The sequence below is a fragment of the Arthrobacter sp. SO3 genome, assembly GCF_020532825.1.
Lineage (GTDB): Bacteria > Actinomycetota > Actinomycetes > Actinomycetales > Micrococcaceae > Arthrobacter.
Map to the genome: position 1 here is coordinate 36,620 of NZ_MQTS01000042.1, position 20,576 is coordinate 57,195.

Below are 20,576 nucleotides of genomic sequence, written 5' to 3' on the forward strand. Positions count from 1 at the left end.
CAGACCGCGGGGCGCGGCGCGCGAGACCCATGCTACCCGGATACCTCACACCGCGCCTTGGCCCTCAGCGCGGGCGGCGGGCGGCGTGTTCCCGGGCGAGGATCGCGTAGGAGTCGTCCGGGGCCCCGGGGGAAAAGCTGCCGTATTTGCGTTCGACGGCGGTCCGGATCAGGAAGTCCGCCAGCGCCGGGTTCTTGGGCAGCAGGGAACCGTGCAGGTAGCTCGCCACGATGTTGCGGTAGCGGGCGCCTTCCTGGCCGTCGTTGCTGTTGTTGCCGGTGCCCTTGGCGGCGGTGCCCAAGGCGGAAACGCCGGGACCGAGAGTGGTCTGGCCGCTGTGGTTCTCGTAGCCGAGGACGGTGCCGAACTCGGGGGAGGATACGGACACGTTGCCGATCAGCCGCTGGTCGGTGCCGTGCGTCTCCACATCCAGGATGCCGATCCCGGGGATGACGGACCCCGTGCGGGTCTTGAAGAACTTCCCGAACAGCTGGTACAGGCCGCAGATCACCAGCATGGGCGTGCCATTCTCGGCCAGCTCCTTCAGGACGGACTCACGCGACAGCAGGTCATCCTGGATCACCAGCTGTCCGCTGTCCTGTCCGCCGCCGCCAACGATCAGGTCGACCTTCGCCGGGAACTCGTCGCCGACGTTGTATTCGAGCAGCTCCGGGGTGTAGCCATGCCAGCGCAGCCGCTGTGCCAGCACCAGGGCGTTGCCCCAGTCGCCGTAGATGTTCATGTCCCGCGGGTACAGCTGCACGACCCGGATGGTTCCCTTGCTGGGCGCGGGGGAGTCCTCCGGCGGAAGCTCGTGCCCGAAGGAGAGCGGCGGGTGCCCGGCGTCGTTGGACGGCACGGACGCGCCGGCCGGGGACTGGGGGGTCATGAGACCACCTCCACTGTGGTGATTTTGGACAGCTCGCGGCGGATGGCCAGCATCGCTGTGTAGGTGCAGAAGACCCGCTTGGGTTTGTCCTTGGCGGCGCTGATGAAGGCGGCCAGTGCGGGCGCAATCTCGGTGTTCACCGCGCCGATCGGGACGTCGTCATACTGCAGGCGCAGCGCCATGTCGTAGGCGCGGGAGCCGCTCAGCTGGTCCACGCCGCCCTCGCGGAGGGTGTCGAATTCGACGTCCCACAGCCAGGACATGTCCCGGCCGTCGGCGTAATTGTCGTTGATCGCGATCATCGTGGCGTAACCCGCGGCGGGAAAGGACTTCAGCCCGAGGCGGAAGCCGCTGGGGTTTTTCACCAGCACCAGGTCCAGCGGCAGGCCGTCAACGACGAGGCTTTCACCGCGTCCGAACGCCGGCGCCACCTGGGACAATGCCTTCAGCAGGCCCTCGTTGTCCGCAACGGCGCTTTCTCCCGGGACAGAGTCCCTCACCGCGATGGCCCGGGCCAGTGTCAGCGCGGCCGCGGCGTTGAAGATGTTGTAGACGCCGCGGAGCTTCATCGCCGTGGTGGCCGTGACGCCGTCGTACTCAAAGTCCGCGTCCGCGGCACCCACCCGGCGCAGCACGACGTCGGCGTGCGGCCTGGCGGGAGCCGGCGGTACCGGGCTGCCGGGGGCCGCCCGCAGCTCGTCGTCGTTCGGGAAGGTGCTGAGCAGGGAGTCGTCGAGCCCGAAGTAGAGGACGTCGGGACCGTGGACGGTTTCCGCGATCCGGGCGACGCGCGGGTCCTCGCGGTTCAGCACCACGGTCCCCGTGGTCTTGGAGGCGATGTGCTGCAGCAGCTGCGCCGTCTTGTCGATCTCGCCAAAGCGGTCCAGCTGGTCCCGCAGGACGTTGAGCAGGAGGCAGTAGCGCGGCGGAACCTGGTTGACGAAGTGCACCGCGTGGGCCTCGTCCAGCTCCAGCACGGCGACGTCCGCGGTCAACCGTCCCCGCCAGTCCACCTCGCCGAGCAGCGCCGCGGCCACGCCGCGGGTGAAGTTGCTGCCGGTGCGGTTGGTGAAGACCTTCAGCCCCTGGCTCTCGAGCAGTTCCACCACCATCTTGGTGGTGGTCGTCTTGCCGTTGGTGCCGCTGACGACGGCGACCCCGTGCGGCAGCGTCGACAGTGTCCTGCGCATAAAGCCAGGGTCGATCTTTTCGACGACGAGCCCGGGAAGGGCCGAGCCTCCGCCCCTAAGCCGGGAGACCCGGCGGACGAGCTTGCCGAGCGGAACGCTGAAGTAAAACATGCTTTGTAATATATCCCAGCGGCGGCATGGAAGCCCGCCGTGAAGCGGCACCGCGTGCCCGGTCGAACGGAACCGCGCATTATGCTGTTCGGATGACCAACCCCTCTACTGTGCCTCCTTCCCGCGTGGGAACAGGTCTCCGGATCGGCGTCCTCGCCCTCCAGGGCGACTTCCGGGAGCACCTGCACGCGATGGAAGCAGCCGGCGCCGCGGGCGTCAGCGTCCGCCGGCCGGCCGAACTCGACGGCCTCGACGGCCTCATCATTCCCGGCGGCGAATCGACCACCATCGACAAGCTGTCCAGGGCGTTCGGGCTCCGCGACCCGCTGCGCCAGCGCATCCGCGACGGGCTGCCCGTCTACGGCTCCTGCGCAGGGATGATCCTCCTCGCCGATGAGATCGCCGACCCCGCGAAGGACCTCGCCGGCAACCCGCAGCAGACGTTCGGCGGGCTGGACATCACGGTGCGCCGGAATGCCTTCGGCCGGCAGCGTGAGTCGTTCGAGACGGATCTCGATTTCAAGGGCCTCGACTTCAGCGCCACCGCGGACGGGGTGGCCCCGGTCCATGCCGTCTTCATCCGCGGACCCTGGGTGGAACGCGTCGGCGGCGGCGTGGAGGTCCTCGCCACGGTGGAACCATCCAGGGCGTCCCACCCCGAGGCCCTGGCCGGGACGGCTAGAATTGTAGCTGTGCGTTCCGGCAAGCTGCTTGCCACCTCCTTCCACCCGGAAGTGACGGGGGAGAAGCGCGTGCATGAATTGTTTATTCGAATGATCAGAGGAGAAGCGTAAAGCATGTCAGGCCACTCCAAATGGGCGACGACCAAGCACAAGAAGGCCATCCTCGACAGCCGCAGGGCCAAGTCGTTCGCCAAGCTGATCAAGAACATCGAAGTTGCCGCGCGCATGGGCGGCCCGGACCTTGCCGGCAACCCGGGCCTGGAACTTGCCGTCACCAAGGCCAAGAAGACCTCGGTTCCCGCTGACAACATCGACCGCGCCATCAAACGCGGTGCCGGCCTCACCGGCGAAGTCGTGGACTACACCGAGATCATGTACGAATGCCGCGGGCCGCAGGGCTCCGCGCTGCTGATCGAATGCCTCACGGACAACAAGAACCGTGCAGCCTCCGAGGTCCGGCTCGCCATCTCCCGCAACGGCGGCACCATCGCCGACCCCGGATCGGTCAGCTACCTCTTCTCCCGCAAGGGCGTTGTCTCGCTGCCGAAAAACGGCCTGACCGAGGACGACGTCCTGATGGCCGTCCTCGACGCCGGCGCCGAGGAGGTCAAGGACAACGGCGACAGCTTCGAGATCCACTCCGAGCCGACCGACCTCCAGGCCATCCGCGATGCGCTCAAGGACGCCGGCATGGAGTATGACACCGACGAGGCTGAGTTTGTGCCCTCCATGCAGGTGCCGCTGGATCTCGACGCCGCCAAGAAGTTCATGAAGCTCGTGGACGCCCTCGAGGAACTCGACGACGTCCAGAACGTCTACAGCAACGCCGACCTCAGCGACGAAGTGCAGGCCGCCCTGGAAGCCGAGTGACCCTTCGCGTCCTCGGCGTCGATCCGGGCCTCACCCGCTGCGGGATCGGCGTCGTGGACGTCGAAAAGAACCGCCGCGCCACCATGGTGGCGTTCGGCGTCGTCGGAACATCACCCGAGGAAAGCCTGGACCAGCGCCTGCTGGTCATCGCCACCTCGATCGATGACTGGCTGGACCGGTACGAGCCCCACGTCCTCGCGGTCGAACGCGTGTTCTCCCAGCTCAACGTCAGCACCGTGATGGGCGTTGCCCAGGCCTCCGGCGTCGTGATCGCCGCCGCAGCCCGCCGCGGCATCCCGGTGGCGCTGCACACCCCGTCCGAGGTCAAGGCCGCCGTCACCGGCAGCGGAACGTCCAACAAGGATGCCGTCACCAAGCTGGTGACCAAGATCCTCCGGCTCGACGCCCCGCCACGGCCGGCCGACGCCGCCGACGCCCTCGCGCTGGCCATCACCCACGCCTGGCGGGCCGGGAGCGGCGCCGCCGTAGCGACGACAGGCCCGGGGAGCCTGTCCCTGACCCCGGCGCAGCGGGCGTGGGCCGATGCCGAGGCAAAAGCGCGCCGTACACGCTGAATGTCCGGCTGTCCCACAGTAGAACTTGGTAGGGTATTCGTAGATATGTTCGGATAGCCGGGTCTTTCCCGGTTCTATCTTTCAGCTGAATTTTCAGGAGCCCGGCTTTGATCAGTTTTCTCCGCGGAACCGTAGCGCACGTCGGCCTGTCCTCCGCCGTGATCGACCTCAACGGCGCCGGCATGAGCGTCAACGCCACGCCGCAGACCCTCAGCAGGCTCCGCACCGGCGAGGAGGGGAAACTCTTCACTTCCCTGATCGTGCGCGAGGACTCCCTGACCCTGTTCGGTTTCGGCAGCGACGACGAACGCGAAGTCTTCGATGTCCTGCTCAGCGTCAGCGGCGTCGGACCCCGGCTGGCGCTGGCTGTCCTGGCCGTGCACGAGCCCGAAGCGATCCGCGTGGCGGCGCACTCCGGCGACGGCAAGGCCTTCACCAAGGTGCCGGGCATCGGCCCCAAGGTCGCCGGCCGGATCGTGCTCGAACTGGCCGGAAAGCTGGTGCCGCACGGCACCGGCGCCGGCTCCCCGGCGCCGGCAGCATCCTCCGAAGCGGTCTGGAAGCCGCAGGTCGTTGCGGCCATGACGAGCCTCGGCTGGTCCGAGAAGGACGCCACATCCAGCATCGAGAAGTCACTTGCTGATTCACCCGAACTGGCCGAGAAGGGCAACGTCGCCGAGATCCTGCGCGCCACCCTCCGCTGGCTGGGCCAGGATGGCGCCCGCGCCGGGAACCGGGTAGGCGCCCGTGGCTGAGCCGTCGATTGTCGCCGGGGGTGAGGAACCGGAGGAGCGGGTTATTGAGGCCGCCCTCAGGCCCAAGAACCTGCACGACTTCGTCGGCCAGCACCGGGTCCGCAAACAGCTCTCTCTCGTCCTGGAGGCCTCGCGCATGCGCGGCCGCAGCGCCGACCACGTCCTGCTCTCGGGCCCTCCCGGTCTGGGCAAGACCACACTGTCGATGATCATCGCGGCCGAGATGAACGCCCCGCTGCGGATCAGCAGCGGACCTGCCATCCAGCACGCCGGGGACCTGGCGGCGATCCTGTCCTCGCTCTCCGAAGGGGAAGTGCTCTTCCTCGACGAGATCCACCGGATGTCCCGGCCTGCCGAGGAAATGCTTTACATGGCGATGGAGGACTTCCGGGTCGACATTGTCGTCGGCAAGGGTGCCGGTGCCACCGCGATCCCGCTGGAACTCCCGCCGTTCACCCTGGTGGGTGCCACCACCCGCGCCGGGCTCCTGCCCGGGCCGCTCCGGGACCGTTTCGGTTTCACCGGCCACCTCGAGTTCTACTCCGTGGCCGAACTGGAACTCGTGCTCCGGCGGTCCGCCGGGCTCCTGGACCTCAAGGTCAATTCTGCCGGGTTCAGCGAGATCGCGGGGCGTTCGCGCGGCACGCCCCGTATCGCCAACCGGCTCCTGCGCCGGGTCCGCGACTGGGCGCTGGTGCACGGGATCGAGCAGATCGATGCCCGGGCCGCCTCCGCGGCGCTGGACATGTACGAAGTCGACAAACGCGGCCTGGACCGGCTCGACCGTGCCGTCCTCGAGGCCCTCATCATGAAGTTCGGCGGAGGGCCGGTGGGACTGTCCACCCTGGCCATCGCGGTCGGTGAAGAGACCGAAACTGTGGAAACCGTCGCCGAGCCGTACCTCGTCCGTGAGGGGCTGCTGGGACGCACCCCGCGGGGGAGGATCGCACTCCCGCCTGCCTGGACACACCTGGGCTTCGCAGTGCCGCCCGGAATCTTCGCGCAGGACCCGCTGGAACTCTTCCGGGTCGACGACGAGGTCACGGATCCGGAGGGCGGGCTGGGCCAGGACGCTGATCCGGAATGGATCCGTAACAGTCAATAGCACCGCGCCGTAACCTTTTCCCTTTAGACTGGTATGACGCTCGGCACGTTCGGGTCTTTGTTTCTATGGGCGGGCCAGCACCTGGCCGCCGTCGGCTCGGCATGAATCCCTGCCAGCCGGCCCGGAGCGAAACCGACGTTGCTGTAAAACCAGCTACGCAAGTACAGAACGGAATTATCCCTGTGTTCGGACTTATTTCTGCCCAGACCCAGCCGCAGGCCGGCGGCGGTATCGACATCATGACCATCCTGTTGTTCGCCATGCTTGGCGTCTTCGTCTTCATGATGTTCCGCCGCAATAAGAAGACCCAGCAGCAGCAGTCGCAGCTCCAGTCGAAGTTCGCACCCGGTGTTGAGGTCATGACGAGCTTTGGCCTGTACGGCCGCATCGTCGAAATCGACGAGGACGAGAACAAGGTCCTGCTGGAACTCTCCCCGGGCAACACCGCCACCGTGCACCGCCAGGCAGTCACGAAGATCGTCGAGCCGGTTGTCGCGGCCGAGGAGCCCACGGTCGTTCCCGACGACGCCTCCTCGCTCACCATCGACAAGGCCGGCAGCGACGCTCCGGTCAGCGAAGCCCCGCGCGTTGAGACGCCCGAAGAAACCCTGCGCCGCCTCAACAACGAAGGCAAGAAAGACAGCTAGTCTGCCTGTTTGAGCTGTCCCGCGAAGTAACGGCTGCGGGCAACCGCCGGAGCGGGCCCGCCAGGGCCGCCCGGCGGTTCCTCCGTAATTAATAGAAAGATCGACAATGGCACGAACTGGCCCCAAAAACTCAGCCCTCAGGGTGCTGGTTTGGCTCGGCGTTATCCTCGCCGTCCTGACCGCCGCCCTGGCAGGCGGCAACATGGCCGGCCAGGCGAGCTGGTCTCCCAAGCTCGCCCTGGACCTTGAAGGCGGCACCCAGATGATCCTGGCGCCCAAGGTTGAGGGCGGTTCGGACATCAACGAAGACCAGCTCAACCAGGCCGTGGCGATCATCCGCCAGCGCGTGGACGGTTCCGGCGTTGCGGAAGCTGAAATCAGCACGCAGTCCGGACGGAACGTCGTTGTCAGCCTCCCGGGCACACCGTCTAAGGAAACCCGTGCACTGATCCAGGCGTCCGCCGACATGAATTTCCGGCCGGTCCTGCAGGCCGGGCCCGGCGCAGCCGTCCCCGCGGAGTCCCTGACCCCGGAAGACCAGCTGCCCAAGCCCACCGCGGAGCCCACCAACGGCAGCGACATCAACTGGGTTACCCCCGAGATCTACAAGAAGTTCGAGACGCTTGACTGCGACAACCCCTCGCAGGACAAGCAGGAACGCTCCGACCCGGCCAAGCCGCTGGTCACCTGCGAACCGGCCTCCGCCAACTCCCCGGCGATCAAATACATCCTTGGCCCGGTTGAGGTCAAGGGCTCGATGATTTCGGGGTCCACCTTCCAGCTGCAGCGCGGCGCCCAGGGCGCGGTGACCAACGAGTGGGCTGTGAACATCCAGTTCAACGCGGAAGGCACCGCCAAGTTCAAGGAAGTCACCGAGCGGCTGTACCAGTTCTACGCCGCCGGCGGCGCCCAGGGCGGTTCGGATCCGAAGTCCCAGTTCGCGATCGTCCTTGACGACCAGGTCATCTCCGCTCCGCGGTCCCTCGCCGTCATCACGGACGGCCGTCCGCAGATCACCGGCGGGTTCACCGAGAAGTCGGCCAAGGCCCTCTCGGACCAGCTGCGCTTCGGCGCCCTGCCGATCAGCTTCGAGATCCAGAGCGAACAGCAGATTTCGGCGACCCTCGGGGGGGAGCAGCTCCGGATGGGTATGCTCGCCGGCCTGATCGGCCTGCTGCTTGTGGTGGTGTACTCGCTGTTCCAGTACCGGGCGCTGGGTCTGGTCACCGTCGCCTCCCTCGTGGTGGCCGGCGCGCTGACGTACCTGGCCATCTGTATCCTGGGCTGGACTGAGAACTACCGGTTGTCCCTCGCCGGCGTCGCAGGCATCATTGTGGCCATCGGCCAGACCGCTGACTCGTTCATCGTCTACTTCGAACGCATCCGTGATGAGCTCCGTGAAGGACGCGGCCTCGTGTCGGCAGTCGAGAACGGCTGGAAGCGAGCCAAGCGCACCGTCCTGGCGTCCAAGGCCGTCAACCTCCTGGCCGCCCTGGTGCTGTACTTCGTGGCAGTGGGCAACGTCCGCGGCTTCGCCTTCACCCTCGGCCTGACGGCCATCGCCGACCTCATCGTCGTCTTTATGTTCACCCACCCGACCCTGCAGATGCTGGCCAAGACCAGATTCTTCGGGGAGGGCCACCGGTTCTCGGGACTGGATCCGAAGAGCCTCGGCGCCGTTCCCCTGTACCGGGGCGCGGGCCGGCTCCGCACTCCTGCGGACAAGCCGGCAGCTGCTGCCGCGCTCCGCGCCAAGAACACCGGCGCCACGGCTGAGGCCGAACGCCGGATGACCATTGCAGAACGACGCCTCGCGGAACGACAGGAACAGCTTGCTGGTTCCTCCAAGAGCACGTCCAAGGAGGGCAACTAAATGGCCAGCGGCTTCGCCAAATTCGGCAATGAACTCTACACGGGCAAGCGCTCGTACGACTTCGTGGAATCCAAGAAGATCTGGTTCCTGATCGCAGCCGTCCTCGTTGCGCTGTCGATCCTGCTGCCCGTCGCCAAAGGCGGGTTCAACCTCGGCATCGAATTCCGTGGCGGCTCGGAGTTCACCGTCTCCAACGTGAAAACCACCGACGCTGCCATCGGCGAGAAAGCCGTCACGGACGTCGTTCCCGGCAGCATTCCGCGGGTGGCCAACGTCGCCGGCAACACCATGCGCATCCAGACGGACAAGCTCTCCGACGATGAGACGCTGCAGATCAAGGAAGGCCTCACCAACGCCTACGGCGTGACCGAGAACGAGGTGACGTCCACGTTCGTCGGCCCCACCTGGGGTGCTGACGTCACCAAGCAGGCACTGCTGGGCCTGGCGATCTTCGTCGGACTCGCCGCCGTGTTGATGGCGCTGTACTTCCGGACCTGGAAGATGTCCCTCTCGGCACTCGTGGGAATGCTCGTGACGATGTTCATCACGGCCGGCGTGTACGCCCTCAGCGATTTCGAAGTCACGCCCTCGGCCATCATCGGCTTCCTGACCGTGCTGAGCTATTCGCTGTACGACACCGTGGTGGTCTTCGACAAGATCCGCGAGAACACCTCGGACCTGCAGGCCTCCACCCGGCGGACCTTCGGCGAGGAAGTCAACCTCGCTGTCAACCAGACCCTGGTCCGCTCCATCAACACCATGATGGTGGCCATCCTCCCGGTGGGTGCCATCCTGTTCATTGGCGCCGGGCTGCTGGGCGCCGGAACGCTGCGGGACCTCTCGCTGGCCTTGTTTGTGGGGATCCTGATCGGCACAGCGGCCACGATCTTCATCGCTGCACCGCTCTACGCCTGGCTGCGGCAGGGCGAGCCGGAACTGGTCAAGCAGGCCCAGCGTGTGCACCAGCGCCGGACCCAGGCTGCCGCCAGGACCGACGCTGCGGCGGCGTCCGCCACGGCCTAGCCGCAGCGGTCCAGCCGGACAGCTCAGCGCCGGGATGCCACCCGGCGGCCCCAACGGGCCGGAGAACGTCATTCCTGACGCTCTCCGGCCCGTCGCCGTATCGCCGCCGGTTATCGATGTATCCTGCCGCGGGAATACACTGGAAGAATTAACGGGTTCGGAGAGGTGCTCCATTGGAAGAACGTTCGACGCCGGTGCCAGCAGCGCCGGTGGATAAGGCCGCAGGCCAGGGTTCACAGACTGGTGTGGTGGCTCCGGGACGCGCCGAACCGCCGGTCCCCGTGGACAGCTCCGGAGCACGCCCGACTTTCCCCGGCCGGCGTGAGCGCACCCGCTCCCGGCTTGCCCGGCTGACCGGGCGCGGCGCCCCCGCGTATTCCCCCATTCTCGAGCCTCTGCTGCGCACCGTACGCGCCAACAACCCCAAAGAGGACTTCGACCTCATCCAGCGCGCCTTCGTTGTGGCGGAGACCTGCCACCGCGGCCAGAAGCGCAAGAGCGGCGATCCCTACATCACCCACCCGGTCGCGGTGGCCACCATCCTGGCCGAGCTGGGTCTCAGCGGGACCACCCTGGCCGCGGCGCTCCTGCACGACACCGTCGAGGACACTTCCTACACCCTGGATGACCTGAAGGCCGACTTCGGGCCGGAAGTCGCCATGCTGGTTGACGGGGTCACCAAACTGGACAAGGTCAGTTTCGGCGAGGCCGCGCAGTCGGAGACCGTGCGCAAGATGGTTGTTGCCATGGCCAAGGACATTCGGGTCCTCATGATCAAGCTGGCCGACCGGCTGCACAACGCCAGGACGTGGCGTTTCGTCTCGGCCGAGTCCTCGGCACGCAAGGCCCGGGAAACCCTGGAAATCTTCGCCCCGCTGGCGCACCGGCTCGGCATGAACACCATTAAGTGGGAACTGGAAGACCTCTCCTTCGCGGCCCTGTACCCGAAGGTTTACGAGGAAATCGTGCGGATGGTGGGGGACCGGACGCCCGAGCGCGAAAAGAACCTCTCCGTCATCCGCGACCAGATCACCGAGGACCTGCGCGCGGCCAAGATCAAGGCCACCATCACGGGCCGGCCAAAGCACTACTACTCCATCTACCAAAAAATGATCGTCCGGGACAAGGACTTCGACGACATCAACGACCTGATGGGCGTCCGGGTCCTGGTCGACTCCGTCCGGGACTGTTACGCGGCACTGGGCGCCATGCATTCGCGCTGGAACCCCCTCCCGGGGCGGTTCAAGGACTACATAGCGATGCCCAAATTCAACATGTACCAGTCCCTGCACACCACGGTGATCGGCCCGGGCGGCAAACCCGTGGAGATCCAGATCCGCACCCATGAGATGCACCGCCGCGCCGAATACGGCGTCGCCGCGCACTGGAAGTACAAGGACCAGCCGAACCGTACGGCGGCCGGCCCGGGAAGCCCGCGCGACGGCGACATGGGCTGGCTCCGGTCCCTGGTGGACTGGCAGCAGGAAACCTCGGACCCGGGTGAGTTCCTCGACTCGCTGCGCTTTGAAATCAACGCCCGCGAAGTCTTCGTCTTCACTCCGAAGGGCGAGGTCATGGCCCTTCCCGCCGGCTCCACGCCCGTGGACTTCGCCTATGCGGTCCACACCGAGGTGGGCCACCGGACCATCGGTGCGCGCGTCAACGGCAAGCTGGTCCCGCTCAACAGCGAACTGAACCACGGCGACTGGGTGGAGATCTTCACCTCCAAGGCTGAAGGTGCCGGCCCCAGCCAGGACTGGCAGCACTTCGTCAAGAGTGCCCGCGCCCGCAACAAGATCAGGCAATGGTTCAGTAAGGAACGCCGCGAGGAGTCGATCGACCGCGGCAAGGAGCTGCTGACCAAGGCGATGCGCAAGCAGAACCTCCCGCTGCAGCGCCTGATGACGCACGACGCCCTCGCCGCGATAGCCGAGGACTTCAAATACGTCGACATCTCCGGCCTCTACGCCGGCGTCGGTGACGGCCATACCTCCGCCCAGTCCGTCATGGAACGCCTTGTGGAGAGCCTGGGCGGCAATGACACCCCCGAGGACGACCTCAGCGAGGTCTCCATCCCGACCCAGGTCACCAAAACCCGGTACTCCGATTCCGGTGTCGTGGTGCGCGGCGTGGGCGACGTCTGGGTCAAGCTGGCCCGCTGCTGCACCCCGGTGCCGCCTGATCCGATCCTGGGCTTCGTCACCCGCGGCTCCGGCGTCTCCGTGCACCGGACGGACTGCACCAACGTCAGCGGACTGCGGGAGCAGCCGGACCGGATTGTCGAAGTCGAATGGGCACCCACCCAGTCGAGCGTGTTCCTGGTCGAAATCCAGGTCGAAGCACTCGACCGCAAGTCCCTGCTCTCGGACGTGACCCGGATCCTGTCGGAGAACCACGTGAACATTCTGGCGGCCAGTGTGCACACCTCCACGGACCGGGTGGCCATCTCCAAGTTCGCCTTCGAAATGGGCGACCCCAAGTACCTGAGCCACGTCCTGAGCGCTGTCCGCCGCATCGACGGGGTCTTCGACGTTTACCGCACCACCGGCAACCGGCGGCGCAGCTGACGTCAGCTGCCGCCGGGCCGTCCGCGGGGCCCGTCCTCAGGGTGCCGGGCCGGCCTGCACGCGTTCAAGTTTCGCCAGGGCTGCCCTCTTGTGCGGCATCCTTGGAGCAGCCTCCACAGCGAGCATAAGTAGCCGGAGGCGCAGGCCCAGTTCGGGCCTGGCCAGGAGGGACCGCAGCGCCGGCACGGCCCGTTCGGGGTCCACATGCAGGGCGATGTCCACTGAGGTCCGCAGCGGGCTGGAGACCATCAGCCCGCCCAGGCTCACGACATCGTACGGACCCAGGCGCACCTCGTGCAGGGTGCAGCCACGGGTGGACCTGAGACTGGAAATCCGCCGGCTGGCATCCACGAGCAGCGCGAGCCGGTCCGGTTCGGCGGCGCAGCCGTAGATCCAGGCCGCCGTCATCCTGCCCGCGACAACCCGCTGGCGGATGGCCGGACGAATGAGGATGGACGCTGCCCGGGCCCGGAGCTGCGGTGTGGGCCGTGTTCCGGGAGTCAGGTAGCCCTGCTGGGAGAGCTGCGTCAGCACGCCGTCGGACGCCATCGCCTGAAGCTCGGGCCAGGAGAAAAGTGCCCCGGGGGAGTACAGCTCTGGTGGCGGCGGGTCCGGCGCGGCGGGGCCTGGAACAATGACCATACGGCCATAGTGTCCGGTCCGTGGAAAAGCCAACAGGCCCCGTGCCGGTCATGTGGATAACCGGTACGGGGCCTGGGTCAAGCAGTTCGCTGCCTATTGGATGGCGGCTAGGAAAGCTCGCTCGCTGACTTCTCCAGCTGTTCCAGCCATGCCTCGCGGGCCTCGAGGGCTTCCTTGGCGGCCTTGATTTTGCGCTCGTCGCCGGCCTTCTCGGCCTTGGCGAGGTCATCCCGGAGCCCGGCGATGGCCGATTCCAGCTGCGTCAGCGCGCTGTTGGTGCGGGCTTTCGTCTCCGGGTTGGACCGCTTCCAGTTCTCGTCTTCGGCGTGGCGGACGGCGTCCTCGACCTTCCGCAGCCCGGCTTCAACCCGTGCCATGTCAGCGCGGGGAACCTTGCCGGCCTCTTCCCAGCGGTCGCGGATGGACTGGAGCGCCTTCTTGGTGGCGGCGAGGTCCTTGATCGGGAGGAGCTCGCTGGCTTCCGCCAGCAGGGCTTCCTTCACCACGAGGTTGGCGCCGTATTCCTGGTCGATTTCGTCGTTGGCTGCCTGCCGGTGGGTGAAGAAGACGTCCTGGGCGGCACGGAACCGTGCCCAGAGGGCGTCGTCGTCCTTGCGGCTGGCGCGCGGTGAGGCCTTCCACTCGTCCATCAGGCGGCGGTATTCGCCGGCGGCAAAACCCCAGTCGGTCGAGGAGGACAGTTCTTCCGCCTCGGCGATCAGCTTCTCCTTGACAGCCTTGGCTGCCGAGTTGGTGCTGTCCAGCTGGGAGAAGTACGCGCGGCGGTGGCGGTCAAAGACCGTACGGGCGGCACGGAAGCGCTTCCAGAGGGCGTCCTCGTTGCTGCGGCCGAGCCGGACGCCGCTCTTCTGCGCGGTCTTCCAGCTCTCGAACAGTTCGTTCATCCGGGCGCTGGAGGTCTTCCACTGGATCTGGGCCGGGTCGTGGCCTGCGATCTCCTCGGCCTCGGCGACGATGGCCTCGCGGGCGGCCAGCTCGGCAGCGCGGACTGCGTCGTGTTCGGCCTTCTCGGCCTTTTCGAGATCGGAGATCTGCGTCGCGAGAGTGTCCAGGCGGGCCTCGGCGGAGCGGATGTCGCCCACCATGTTGCGCTCGGCCAGCTGCTCGCGCAGGTGCGTGACGGTCTTCTGCATGTCCGTGCTGGGTGCCTTGGAGCTGACGCGCTGTTCCAGCAGGAGAATCTGGGCGGTGACGTCGTCGTACTTCCGGGCGAAGTAGCCCAGGGCCTCGTCATCGCTGACACCCGGGTACTGGCCGACAGTGTGTTCCTCGGCATCGACGGTCAGGAACACGTGGCCGTCGCCTTCAACACGGCCCCAGCGTGCGGCTTCGGCCAGCGAGGCTGCGGAGGACACCGACGCCGGCGCGGCGGCCGGAGCTGCCGGTGAGGGCTTGGCCTTCGGCCGGGCAGCGAAGGCTGCCGGTGACGGCGCGGGGCGAGCGGCGGCGGGAGCCTCGGGTGCGGCCGGAGCCTCGGCGGCAGCCGCCGCTGCGGTCTCCTCGGCGGGAGCCTCGCTGCTGGCCCCGGCGTCGGCCGGAGCCTCCGCTGCGGTCTCGCCGGCGGGAGCCGCGGCATCGGCCGCAGTGGCCTCCGCGTCCGGCCCGGTTGCCGTCTCTGGCGCCGTGTTGGTGGGAGTGTCGGTCGCCTGCGCTGTCACCGAAGCCTCAGCTTCGGTTTCGTTGGCAGCTGCTGCTGACACTGTTTCGTCGGATTTCTGACTGTCTGTCACCGCTAGAAGTCTTTCGCTTGGAGGGAAATACCGGGGCCGTGGCCCAGAGGGCAACGGCTGGTTACTTCAGAGAGAACGAGTCTATCGTGACTGGTTCCGCGGGGGCGCCGTCTGTGGCGTTATCACCGGGTTTTAGTCCGGCGGCCGCAATATTTTCCACCACATCCAGGCCGGACGTCACCTTCCCCACCACGGTGTAGCCGCCTGCGGCATCGGCCGGAATGACGGTGTCCTTGTACACGATGAAGAACTGGGTGCCGTTGCCGTAGGCGTTTCCGCCGCTTCTGGCGACGGCGATGGTCCCGGCCGGGTACTTGTTGTCCGGGGGAGTGTTCTCCAGCGGGCCCCAGGTGTAGCTCGGATCGCTGCTGCCGTCGCCGGCCTTGGAGCCGCACTGCAGCACGCCGAACGCCTCGGCCGTGGTGAGCCGGTGGCAGTTCAGCCCGGCGTAGAAATTCTGGTCCGCAAGGGACTTGAAGACGGCGGCCGCCTGGGGTGCCTTGGTGCCGTCCAGTTCGACGCCGAGCGTGCCGCTGTTGAGCTTGAGCTCGCCGGTGAAGGTCTGGCCGGCGGCCGTTTCAGGCTTCGGGATGTTGTCGGCGTTGCTGGGGGAGGCCGACGGCGTGGCTTCCGGCGTGGCGGACGGGGTGGTGAGCCCGGCCTGGGCGGCAGCGTATTCGGCCTCGGTTGGATTGGAGGAGAAGACCGTCAGCTGCAGCACCAGCGCAACGGCGACCGCGGCCGTTCCGGCGCCAACGGCGAGGACGTTGTCACGCTTCCGGCGATGGTCCTGCTCCTTGCGCAGCTCGCGCTTAGCCTCCATTTGCTGGACGCGCCGCTTGGCTTCGCGGGCGCTCCGTGAACTGGCCGCCAAAAGTCCTCCTGGGTGTCGGGCCGAAACCGGGACAGCGCCAGGGCGTCGTCGCGGGTTCAGCGGTCAAGCTGCCGGCAATCCGGCCATACGCGCCCGCATTAGAAGATGCGGGCGCGGAAAGCATAAACTGACTGCCGCACACAGTTTATGCATGACCGGCCTGTCTGCAGCCCATCTGGTCCCGTTTCGGACGCCCCGGTTCGGCCCGACGCGGCGCAGGAGACTCCGGCCGGTTTTACCTGAGGAGAAAATCCACCATGGCACGCACCGCCTCCCTGTCCGGATTCCCCGAGTGGCTTCCCGAGGAGCGGCTGGTGGAGCTGCATGTGCTGGACACGCTGCGCCGGGTCTTCGAACTCCACGGCTTTTCCTCCATTGAGACCCGGGCCGTGGAGACAGTCGGGCAGCTGCTGCGCAAGGGTGAGATCGACAAAGAGGTCTACGGGCTGAGCCGGCTGCAGGACGACGACGGCGCCGGCGCCGCCGCGACAAACACGGAGAGCGCCGCGTCGCACAAGGGCGATCCGCACGCCCTGGCCCTGCACTTCGACCTCACCGTGCCGTTCGCCCGGTACGTCGTCGAAAACGCCGGGTATCTCGCCTTCCCGTTCCGCCGCTACCAGATCCAGAAAGTCTGGCGCGGCGAGCGTCCGCAGGAAGGCCGGGCCCGCGAGTTCACCCAGGCGGATATCGACATCGTGGGCGACGGCGAGCTGCCGTTCCGGTACGACGTCGAGATCGCGCTGGTCATCGCCGAGGCCCTCAGCGCCCTGCCGATTCCTGACTTCCTGCTTCGGATCAACAACCGCAAACTGGCCGAGGGTTTCTACAACGGCATCGGGCTCACCGACACCGCCGGAGTGCTGCGCAGCATCGACAAACTGGAGAAGATCGGCCCCGCCAAGGTGGCCGAACTGCTCAAATCCGAGCTCGGCGCCACCGAGGAGCAGGCGCAGTCCGCCCTTAAGCTCGCCTCGATCCGCACCCAGGACACCACCTTCGTGGCGCAGGTCCGCGCCCTGGGGGTCAGCAACGAGCTGCTCGAGGAGGGTTTGACCGAACTGGAGCAGGTCATCGCGGCCGCCGTCCAGCGGGCACCGGGCAAGGTCGTCGCGGACCTCAGCATCGCGCGCGGGCTGGACTACTACACGGGCACCGTGGTGGAAACCGTCCTGGTCGGGCACGAACAGCTCGGCTCCATCTGCTCCGGCGGCCGCTACGACGCCCTCGCCAGCAAGGGCAACCGCAAGTTCCCGGGGGTCGGCCTCTCCATCGGTGTGACCCGGCTCGTCTCCAGGATCCTCAGCCAGGACCTCGCCACGGCAACCCGGTCCGTGCCGACAGCCGTGCTGGTCGCGCTCAACAGCGACGACAGCTGGGGCGCGGCGCAGGACGTCGCCGCGGGGCTGCGCAGCCGCGGGATCGCCACCGAGGTCGCGGCAAAGGCCGAGAAATTCGGCAAGCAGATCAAATTCGCCGACCGCCGCGGCATCCCGTTTGTCTGGTTCACTGACGACGACGGCAAGCACCAGGTCAAGGACATCCGCTCCGGCGAGCAGGTCGACGCCGATCCGGCCACCTGGGCTCCGGCAGCGGAGGACCTGCACGTCCGGGTCCTGAAGGCCTAAGCGGCGGCTTTCCGCAGCCGCCGCCGCAGCACAAGGAACCGTCCGGCCAGGCCCACGGCCAGCACCGCCGCCATGCCCAGCACCGAGGCGGGCGGCAGGGTGACGGCCAGGAGCAGGCAGCCGAGGAATCCCAGCACATTGAGCCAGCGGGGCGCATGCCGGGGACGCGTGGGCAGGGTGAAGGCAGCGGCGTTGGTCACGGAGTAATAGATCAGCACGCCGAAGCTGGAAAAGCCCACGACCGTCAGCACGTTGGTGGTCAGCAGCAGCACGATCACGGCGGCGGCGACGGCCAGTTCGGCAAGGTACGGAACGGTGTGGGCGCCGCCCACCCTGGCCAGCGGGGACGGCAGGTCCCGTTCCCGCGCCATCGCCATGGCAGTCCGGCCCACTCCCGTGATCAGCGCCAGCAGGGCGCCCAGACACGCGGCAGCAGCGCCGGCCTGGACGAACGGGGCGCCGGCACTGAGCTCCGAGCTGGCGACGGCGTCGAGCAACGGCGCCGTCGACCCGGCCAGTTGCTGCGCCGGGAGCTGCCACTGCAGCAGCAGCGCCAGCCCGAGGTAGATCACGAAGGCGGCGGCCAGCGCCGCGAAAATGGCCCGCGGGATGGTGCGCGTGGGGTCCTTGACCTCCTCGCCCAGGGTGGCGATCCGGGCGTAGCCGGCAAAGGCAAAGAACATCAGCCCGGCTGCGGGAAGCACGCCCCAGCCGCCCGCCGCCGCGCCGGCGCCACCGTCAGATGGAGCATGTGGCCCCAGAACCGCGGCGGCGGCCACAAAGGCCAGGGTGGCGAGGACCACACCCAGCAGGATGCGGGTGAGCAGTGCCGTCCGGGTGATCCCGAGCAGGTTCACCCCGGTCAGGACCACAACGGCGGCCACCGCCAGCGGCGTCGCGAACTGCGGCGCCACATAATGGCCGAACGTCAGCGCCATCGCCGCGCAGGACGCCGTCTTGCCGGTCACGAACCCCCAGCCCGCAATGAAGCCCGGCCATTCGCCCAGCGTGTTCCGCCCGTAGACGTAGGTTCCGCCGCTGGAGGGGTAGATGGCGGCCAGCTGCGCGGAGGCCACCGCGTTGCAGTACGCGATCACCCCGGCCAGGGCCACCGCGACGGCCAGCAGGGATCCCGCCAGCGCAGCGGCTGGCGCGAAGACCACAAAGACGCCGGCGCCCAGCATGGAGCCGAGCCCGATCGCGGTCGAATCGAGAACGCCCAGCCGGCGCTGCAGCCGCTGGGGGGTGGACCGGTCAGGGGACGGCGTGCTCTGGGGCCGGCTTGCCATGGCGGGAGGTGCCTTTCCAACGGGTAAACTCGAACGGGATCGTTCCTGTAGCGATCCTATTGAACATGAGTTTTGATTTCCCTCTGTCTTCTTCAGAAAGGCGTGCTGTGCTGCGCACACATGACCTCGGATCCCTTCGTTCCGAGCACATTGGACAAACCGTAACCCTCGCCGGCTGGGTCGGCCGGCGTCGCGACCACGGTGGTGTCGCCTTCGTTGACCTGCGCGACGCAACGGGTGTGGCCCAGGTCGTGGTCCGTGAAGAGGAAGTCTTCCATGGCCTGCGCAACGAGTACGTGCTGCAGGTTACCGGCACCGTTTTCCGGCGCCCCGAGGGCAATGAGAACCCCGCGCTGGCCACCGGCGAGATCGAGGTTATGGCCGAGAACGTCACCATCCTCAACACCTCCGAGCCGCTGCCCTTCCAGATCGACGAGCACGTTGAGGTCGGCGAGGAAGCCCGCCTCAAGCACCGCTACCTGGATCTGCGCCGCCCCGGCCCCGCCCGGAACATGCGCCTGCGTTCCGAGGCCAACCGCGTGGCCCGCGAACTGCTGCACCAGGTCGGCTACGTTGAGATCGAAACCCCGACGCTGACGCGTTCGACGCCGGAGGGCGCCCGCGACTTCGTCGTCCCCGCACGCCTCGCCCCGGGTTCCTGGTATGCGCTGCCGCAGTCCCCGCAGCTGTTCAAGCAACTCCTGCAGGTCGGCGGCTTCGAAAAGTATTACCAGATCGCCCGCTGCTACCGCGACGAGGACTTCCGCGCGGACCGCCAGCCGGAGTTCACCCAGCTCGACATCGAAGCCAGCTTCGTCGAGCAGGACGACATCATCCGGCTCGGCGAAAGCATCGTCAAGGCACTGTGGAAGCTGATCGACGTCGAGATCCCGACACCGATCCAGCGCATCACCTACCACGACGCGATGGCCCGCTACGGCTCGGACAAGCCGGACCTGCGCTTCGGCCTGGAGCTCACCGAGCTCACCGAGTTCTTCAAGGACACCAACTTCGGCGTCTTCAAGGCACCCTACGTCGGCGCCGTCGTGATGCCGGGCGGAGCCTCCCAGGCCCGCCGCGCCCTCGATGCCTGGCAGGAATGGGCCAAGCAGCGCGGCGCCAGGGGCCTGGCCTACGTCCTCTTCAAGGAGGACGGTGAACTCACCGGCCCGGTAGCCAAGAACCTCACCGACACCGAACGCGCGGGCCTCGCCGGGGCCGTCGGCGCCAAGCCTGGCGACTGCATCTTCTTCGCCGCCGGCGAGAAAACGCCGTCCCGCGCCCTGCTGGGTGCCGCCCGCGTGGAGATCGGCCACCGCACCGGCCTCATCAACCCGAGCGACTGGGCCTTCTGCTGGGTGGTTGACGCCCCGATGTTCGAACCCGCGGCTGCCGCCGTCGCGTCCGGCGACGTCGCCGTCGGCGCCGGGCAGTGGACCGCCGTGCACCACGCTTTCACCTCGCCCAAGCCCGAATTCATGGACAGCTTCGACAAGGATCCCGAGTCGGCGCTGTCCTACGCCTACGACATCGTCTGCAACGGCAACGAAATCGGCGGCGGCTCGATCCGTATCCACCAGAGCGATGTCCAGGAACGGGTCTTCGAGCTGATGGGCCTGGACAAGGCGGACGCGCAGACGAAGTTCGGCTTCCTGCTGGAGGGCTTCAAGTTCGGCGCGCCGCCGCACGGCGGCATCGCGTTCGGCTGGGACCGGGTGGTCGCGCTGCTGGCCGGTGTCGAGTCCATCCGCGACGTCATCGCGTTCCCGAAGTCCGGCGGCGGCTACGACCCGCTGACCCAGGCGCCTGCCCCGATCACGGCGCAGCAGCGCAAGGAAGCCGGCGTGGACTTTAAGCCGGACGCCGCGAAGGCGGCCGCACCGAAGGCGGGAGACGTCAAGAAGTCCGAGGACGGCACCAAATAGCCTGACCTGATCGGCCGCAAAGGCTCTCCGGGAAACCGGGGAGCCTTTGGTGTCCCGGCATCGGCTGCGGCGGACGTGGCGGTGAAGGGCTGAAGATGGGCGCGACAGGAGGGGCTGCATGGAACCGGAATCGATGGCCGGGCTGGAGGCATTGATGGATGCCGCGTGGCCAGCCGCCG

The 20,576-nt window shown here is 67.3% G+C and carries 17 protein-coding genes; 11 read left to right on the forward strand and 6 right to left on the reverse strand.

From position 1 onward, the window contains the following. Positions 1–64: 64 nt before the first annotated feature. The gene (locus BJQ90_RS04975) at positions 65–889 is read right to left on the reverse strand and encodes a type 1 glutamine amidotransferase (protein WP_226759196.1); all 825 of its coding nucleotides are present in this window, start codon (positions 887–889) and stop codon (positions 65–67) included. After that, positions 886–2,190: a Mur ligase family protein gene (locus BJQ90_RS04980; protein WP_226759197.1), complete on the reverse strand. Its 1,305-nt coding sequence runs from the start codon at positions 2,188–2,190 to the stop codon at positions 886–888. Before BJQ90_RS04980 ends, BJQ90_RS04975 begins: the two co-directional genes overlap by 4 nt. 92 nt (positions 2,191–2,282) lie before the next feature. Between BJQ90_RS04980 and pdxT the strand changes: the two genes are divergently transcribed. The 9 genes from pdxT (at position 2,283) to BJQ90_RS05025 (ending at position 12,288) form a co-directional block, all read left to right on the forward strand. Next, a complete protein-coding gene (gene pdxT, locus BJQ90_RS04985) occupies positions 2,283–2,984 on the forward strand; it encodes a pyridoxal 5'-phosphate synthase glutaminase subunit PdxT (RefSeq protein ID WP_226759198.1) in 702 nt (233 codons plus the stop codon). A 3-nt stretch (positions 2,985–2,987) separates the two neighbouring features. Continuing rightward, a complete protein-coding gene (locus BJQ90_RS04990; RefSeq protein ID WP_226759199.1) occupies positions 2,988–3,743 on the forward strand; it encodes a YebC/PmpR family DNA-binding transcriptional regulator in 756 nt (251 codons plus the stop codon). Further along, entirely contained in the window at positions 3,740–4,318 is a 579-nt protein-coding gene (gene ruvC, locus BJQ90_RS04995; RefSeq protein ID WP_226759200.1) for a crossover junction endodeoxyribonuclease RuvC, read from the forward strand. The genes BJQ90_RS04990 and ruvC overlap by 4 nt, the downstream gene beginning before the upstream one ends. Positions 4,319–4,425: 107 nt before the next feature. After that, the gene (gene ruvA, locus BJQ90_RS05000) at positions 4,426–5,073 is read left to right on the forward strand and encodes a Holliday junction branch migration protein RuvA (protein ID WP_226759201.1); all 648 of its coding nucleotides are present in this window, start codon (positions 4,426–4,428) and stop codon (positions 5,071–5,073) included. Then, the gene (gene ruvB, locus BJQ90_RS05005) at positions 5,066–6,178 is read left to right on the forward strand and encodes a Holliday junction branch migration DNA helicase RuvB (protein WP_226759202.1); all 1,113 of its coding nucleotides are present in this window, start codon (positions 5,066–5,068) and stop codon (positions 6,176–6,178) included. The genes ruvA and ruvB overlap by 8 nt, the downstream gene beginning before the upstream one ends. 239 nt (positions 6,179–6,417) lie before the next feature. Beyond that, positions 6,418–6,825, forward strand: a complete 408-nt coding sequence (gene yajC, locus BJQ90_RS05010) for a preprotein translocase subunit YajC (protein WP_226759215.1) — start codon at positions 6,418–6,420, stop codon at positions 6,823–6,825. A gap of 106 nt (positions 6,826–6,931) precedes the next feature. After that, complete coding sequence (gene secD, locus BJQ90_RS05015) at positions 6,932–8,698, forward strand: protein translocase subunit SecD (protein ID WP_226759203.1); 1,767 nt, start codon at positions 6,932–6,934, stop codon at positions 8,696–8,698. After that, positions 8,699–9,721 carry a protein translocase subunit SecF gene (secF, locus tag BJQ90_RS05020; RefSeq protein WP_226759204.1) on the forward strand — a complete coding sequence of 341 codons (1,023 nt, stop codon included), beginning with the start codon at positions 8,699–8,701 and terminating at the stop codon, positions 9,719–9,721. A gap of 173 nt (positions 9,722–9,894) precedes the next feature. Next, on the forward strand, positions 9,895–12,288 hold the full coding sequence (locus tag BJQ90_RS05025) for a RelA/SpoT family protein (RefSeq protein WP_413463640.1): 2,394 nt from the start codon (positions 9,895–9,897) through the stop codon (positions 12,286–12,288). A gap of 36 nt (positions 12,289–12,324) precedes the next feature. Here the strand turns inward: BJQ90_RS05025 and BJQ90_RS05030 are convergent, their stop codons facing one another. From BJQ90_RS05030 to BJQ90_RS05040, 3 genes are all read right to left on the reverse strand, one after another. Then, entirely contained in the window at positions 12,325–12,930 is a 606-nt protein-coding gene (locus BJQ90_RS05030) for a hypothetical protein (RefSeq protein ID WP_226759205.1), read from the reverse strand. A 107-nt stretch (positions 12,931–13,037) separates the two neighbouring features. Further along, a complete protein-coding gene (locus BJQ90_RS05035; protein WP_226759206.1) occupies positions 13,038–14,681 on the reverse strand; it encodes a DUF349 domain-containing protein in 1,644 nt (547 codons plus the stop codon). Positions 14,682–14,742: 61 nt separating this feature from the next. After that, positions 14,743–15,555: a peptidylprolyl isomerase gene (locus tag BJQ90_RS05040; protein ID WP_226759207.1), complete on the reverse strand. Its 813-nt coding sequence runs from the start codon at positions 15,553–15,555 to the stop codon at positions 14,743–14,745. Positions 15,556–15,812: 257 nt separating this feature from the next. Here BJQ90_RS05040 and hisS point away from each other — a divergent pair, with 257 nt between their 5' ends. Further along, entirely contained in the window at positions 15,813–17,183 is a 1,371-nt protein-coding gene (gene hisS / locus BJQ90_RS05045; RefSeq protein ID WP_226759208.1) for a histidine--tRNA ligase, read from the forward strand. Here hisS and BJQ90_RS05050 read toward each other — a convergent pair. Next, positions 17,180–18,472, reverse strand: coding sequence for an APC family permease (locus BJQ90_RS05050; RefSeq protein ID WP_226759209.1), 1,293 nt, complete (start codon positions 18,470–18,472; stop codon positions 17,180–17,182). The two genes, hisS and BJQ90_RS05050, sit on opposite strands and share 4 nt — an antisense overlap. Before the next feature lie 107 nt (positions 18,473–18,579). Here BJQ90_RS05050 and aspS point away from each other — a divergent pair, with 107 nt between their 5' ends. Further along, positions 18,580–20,397, forward strand: coding sequence for an aspartate--tRNA ligase (aspS, locus tag BJQ90_RS05055; protein WP_226759210.1), 1,818 nt, complete (start codon positions 18,580–18,582; stop codon positions 20,395–20,397). The last annotated feature ends 179 nt before the right edge of the window (positions 20,398–20,576 follow it).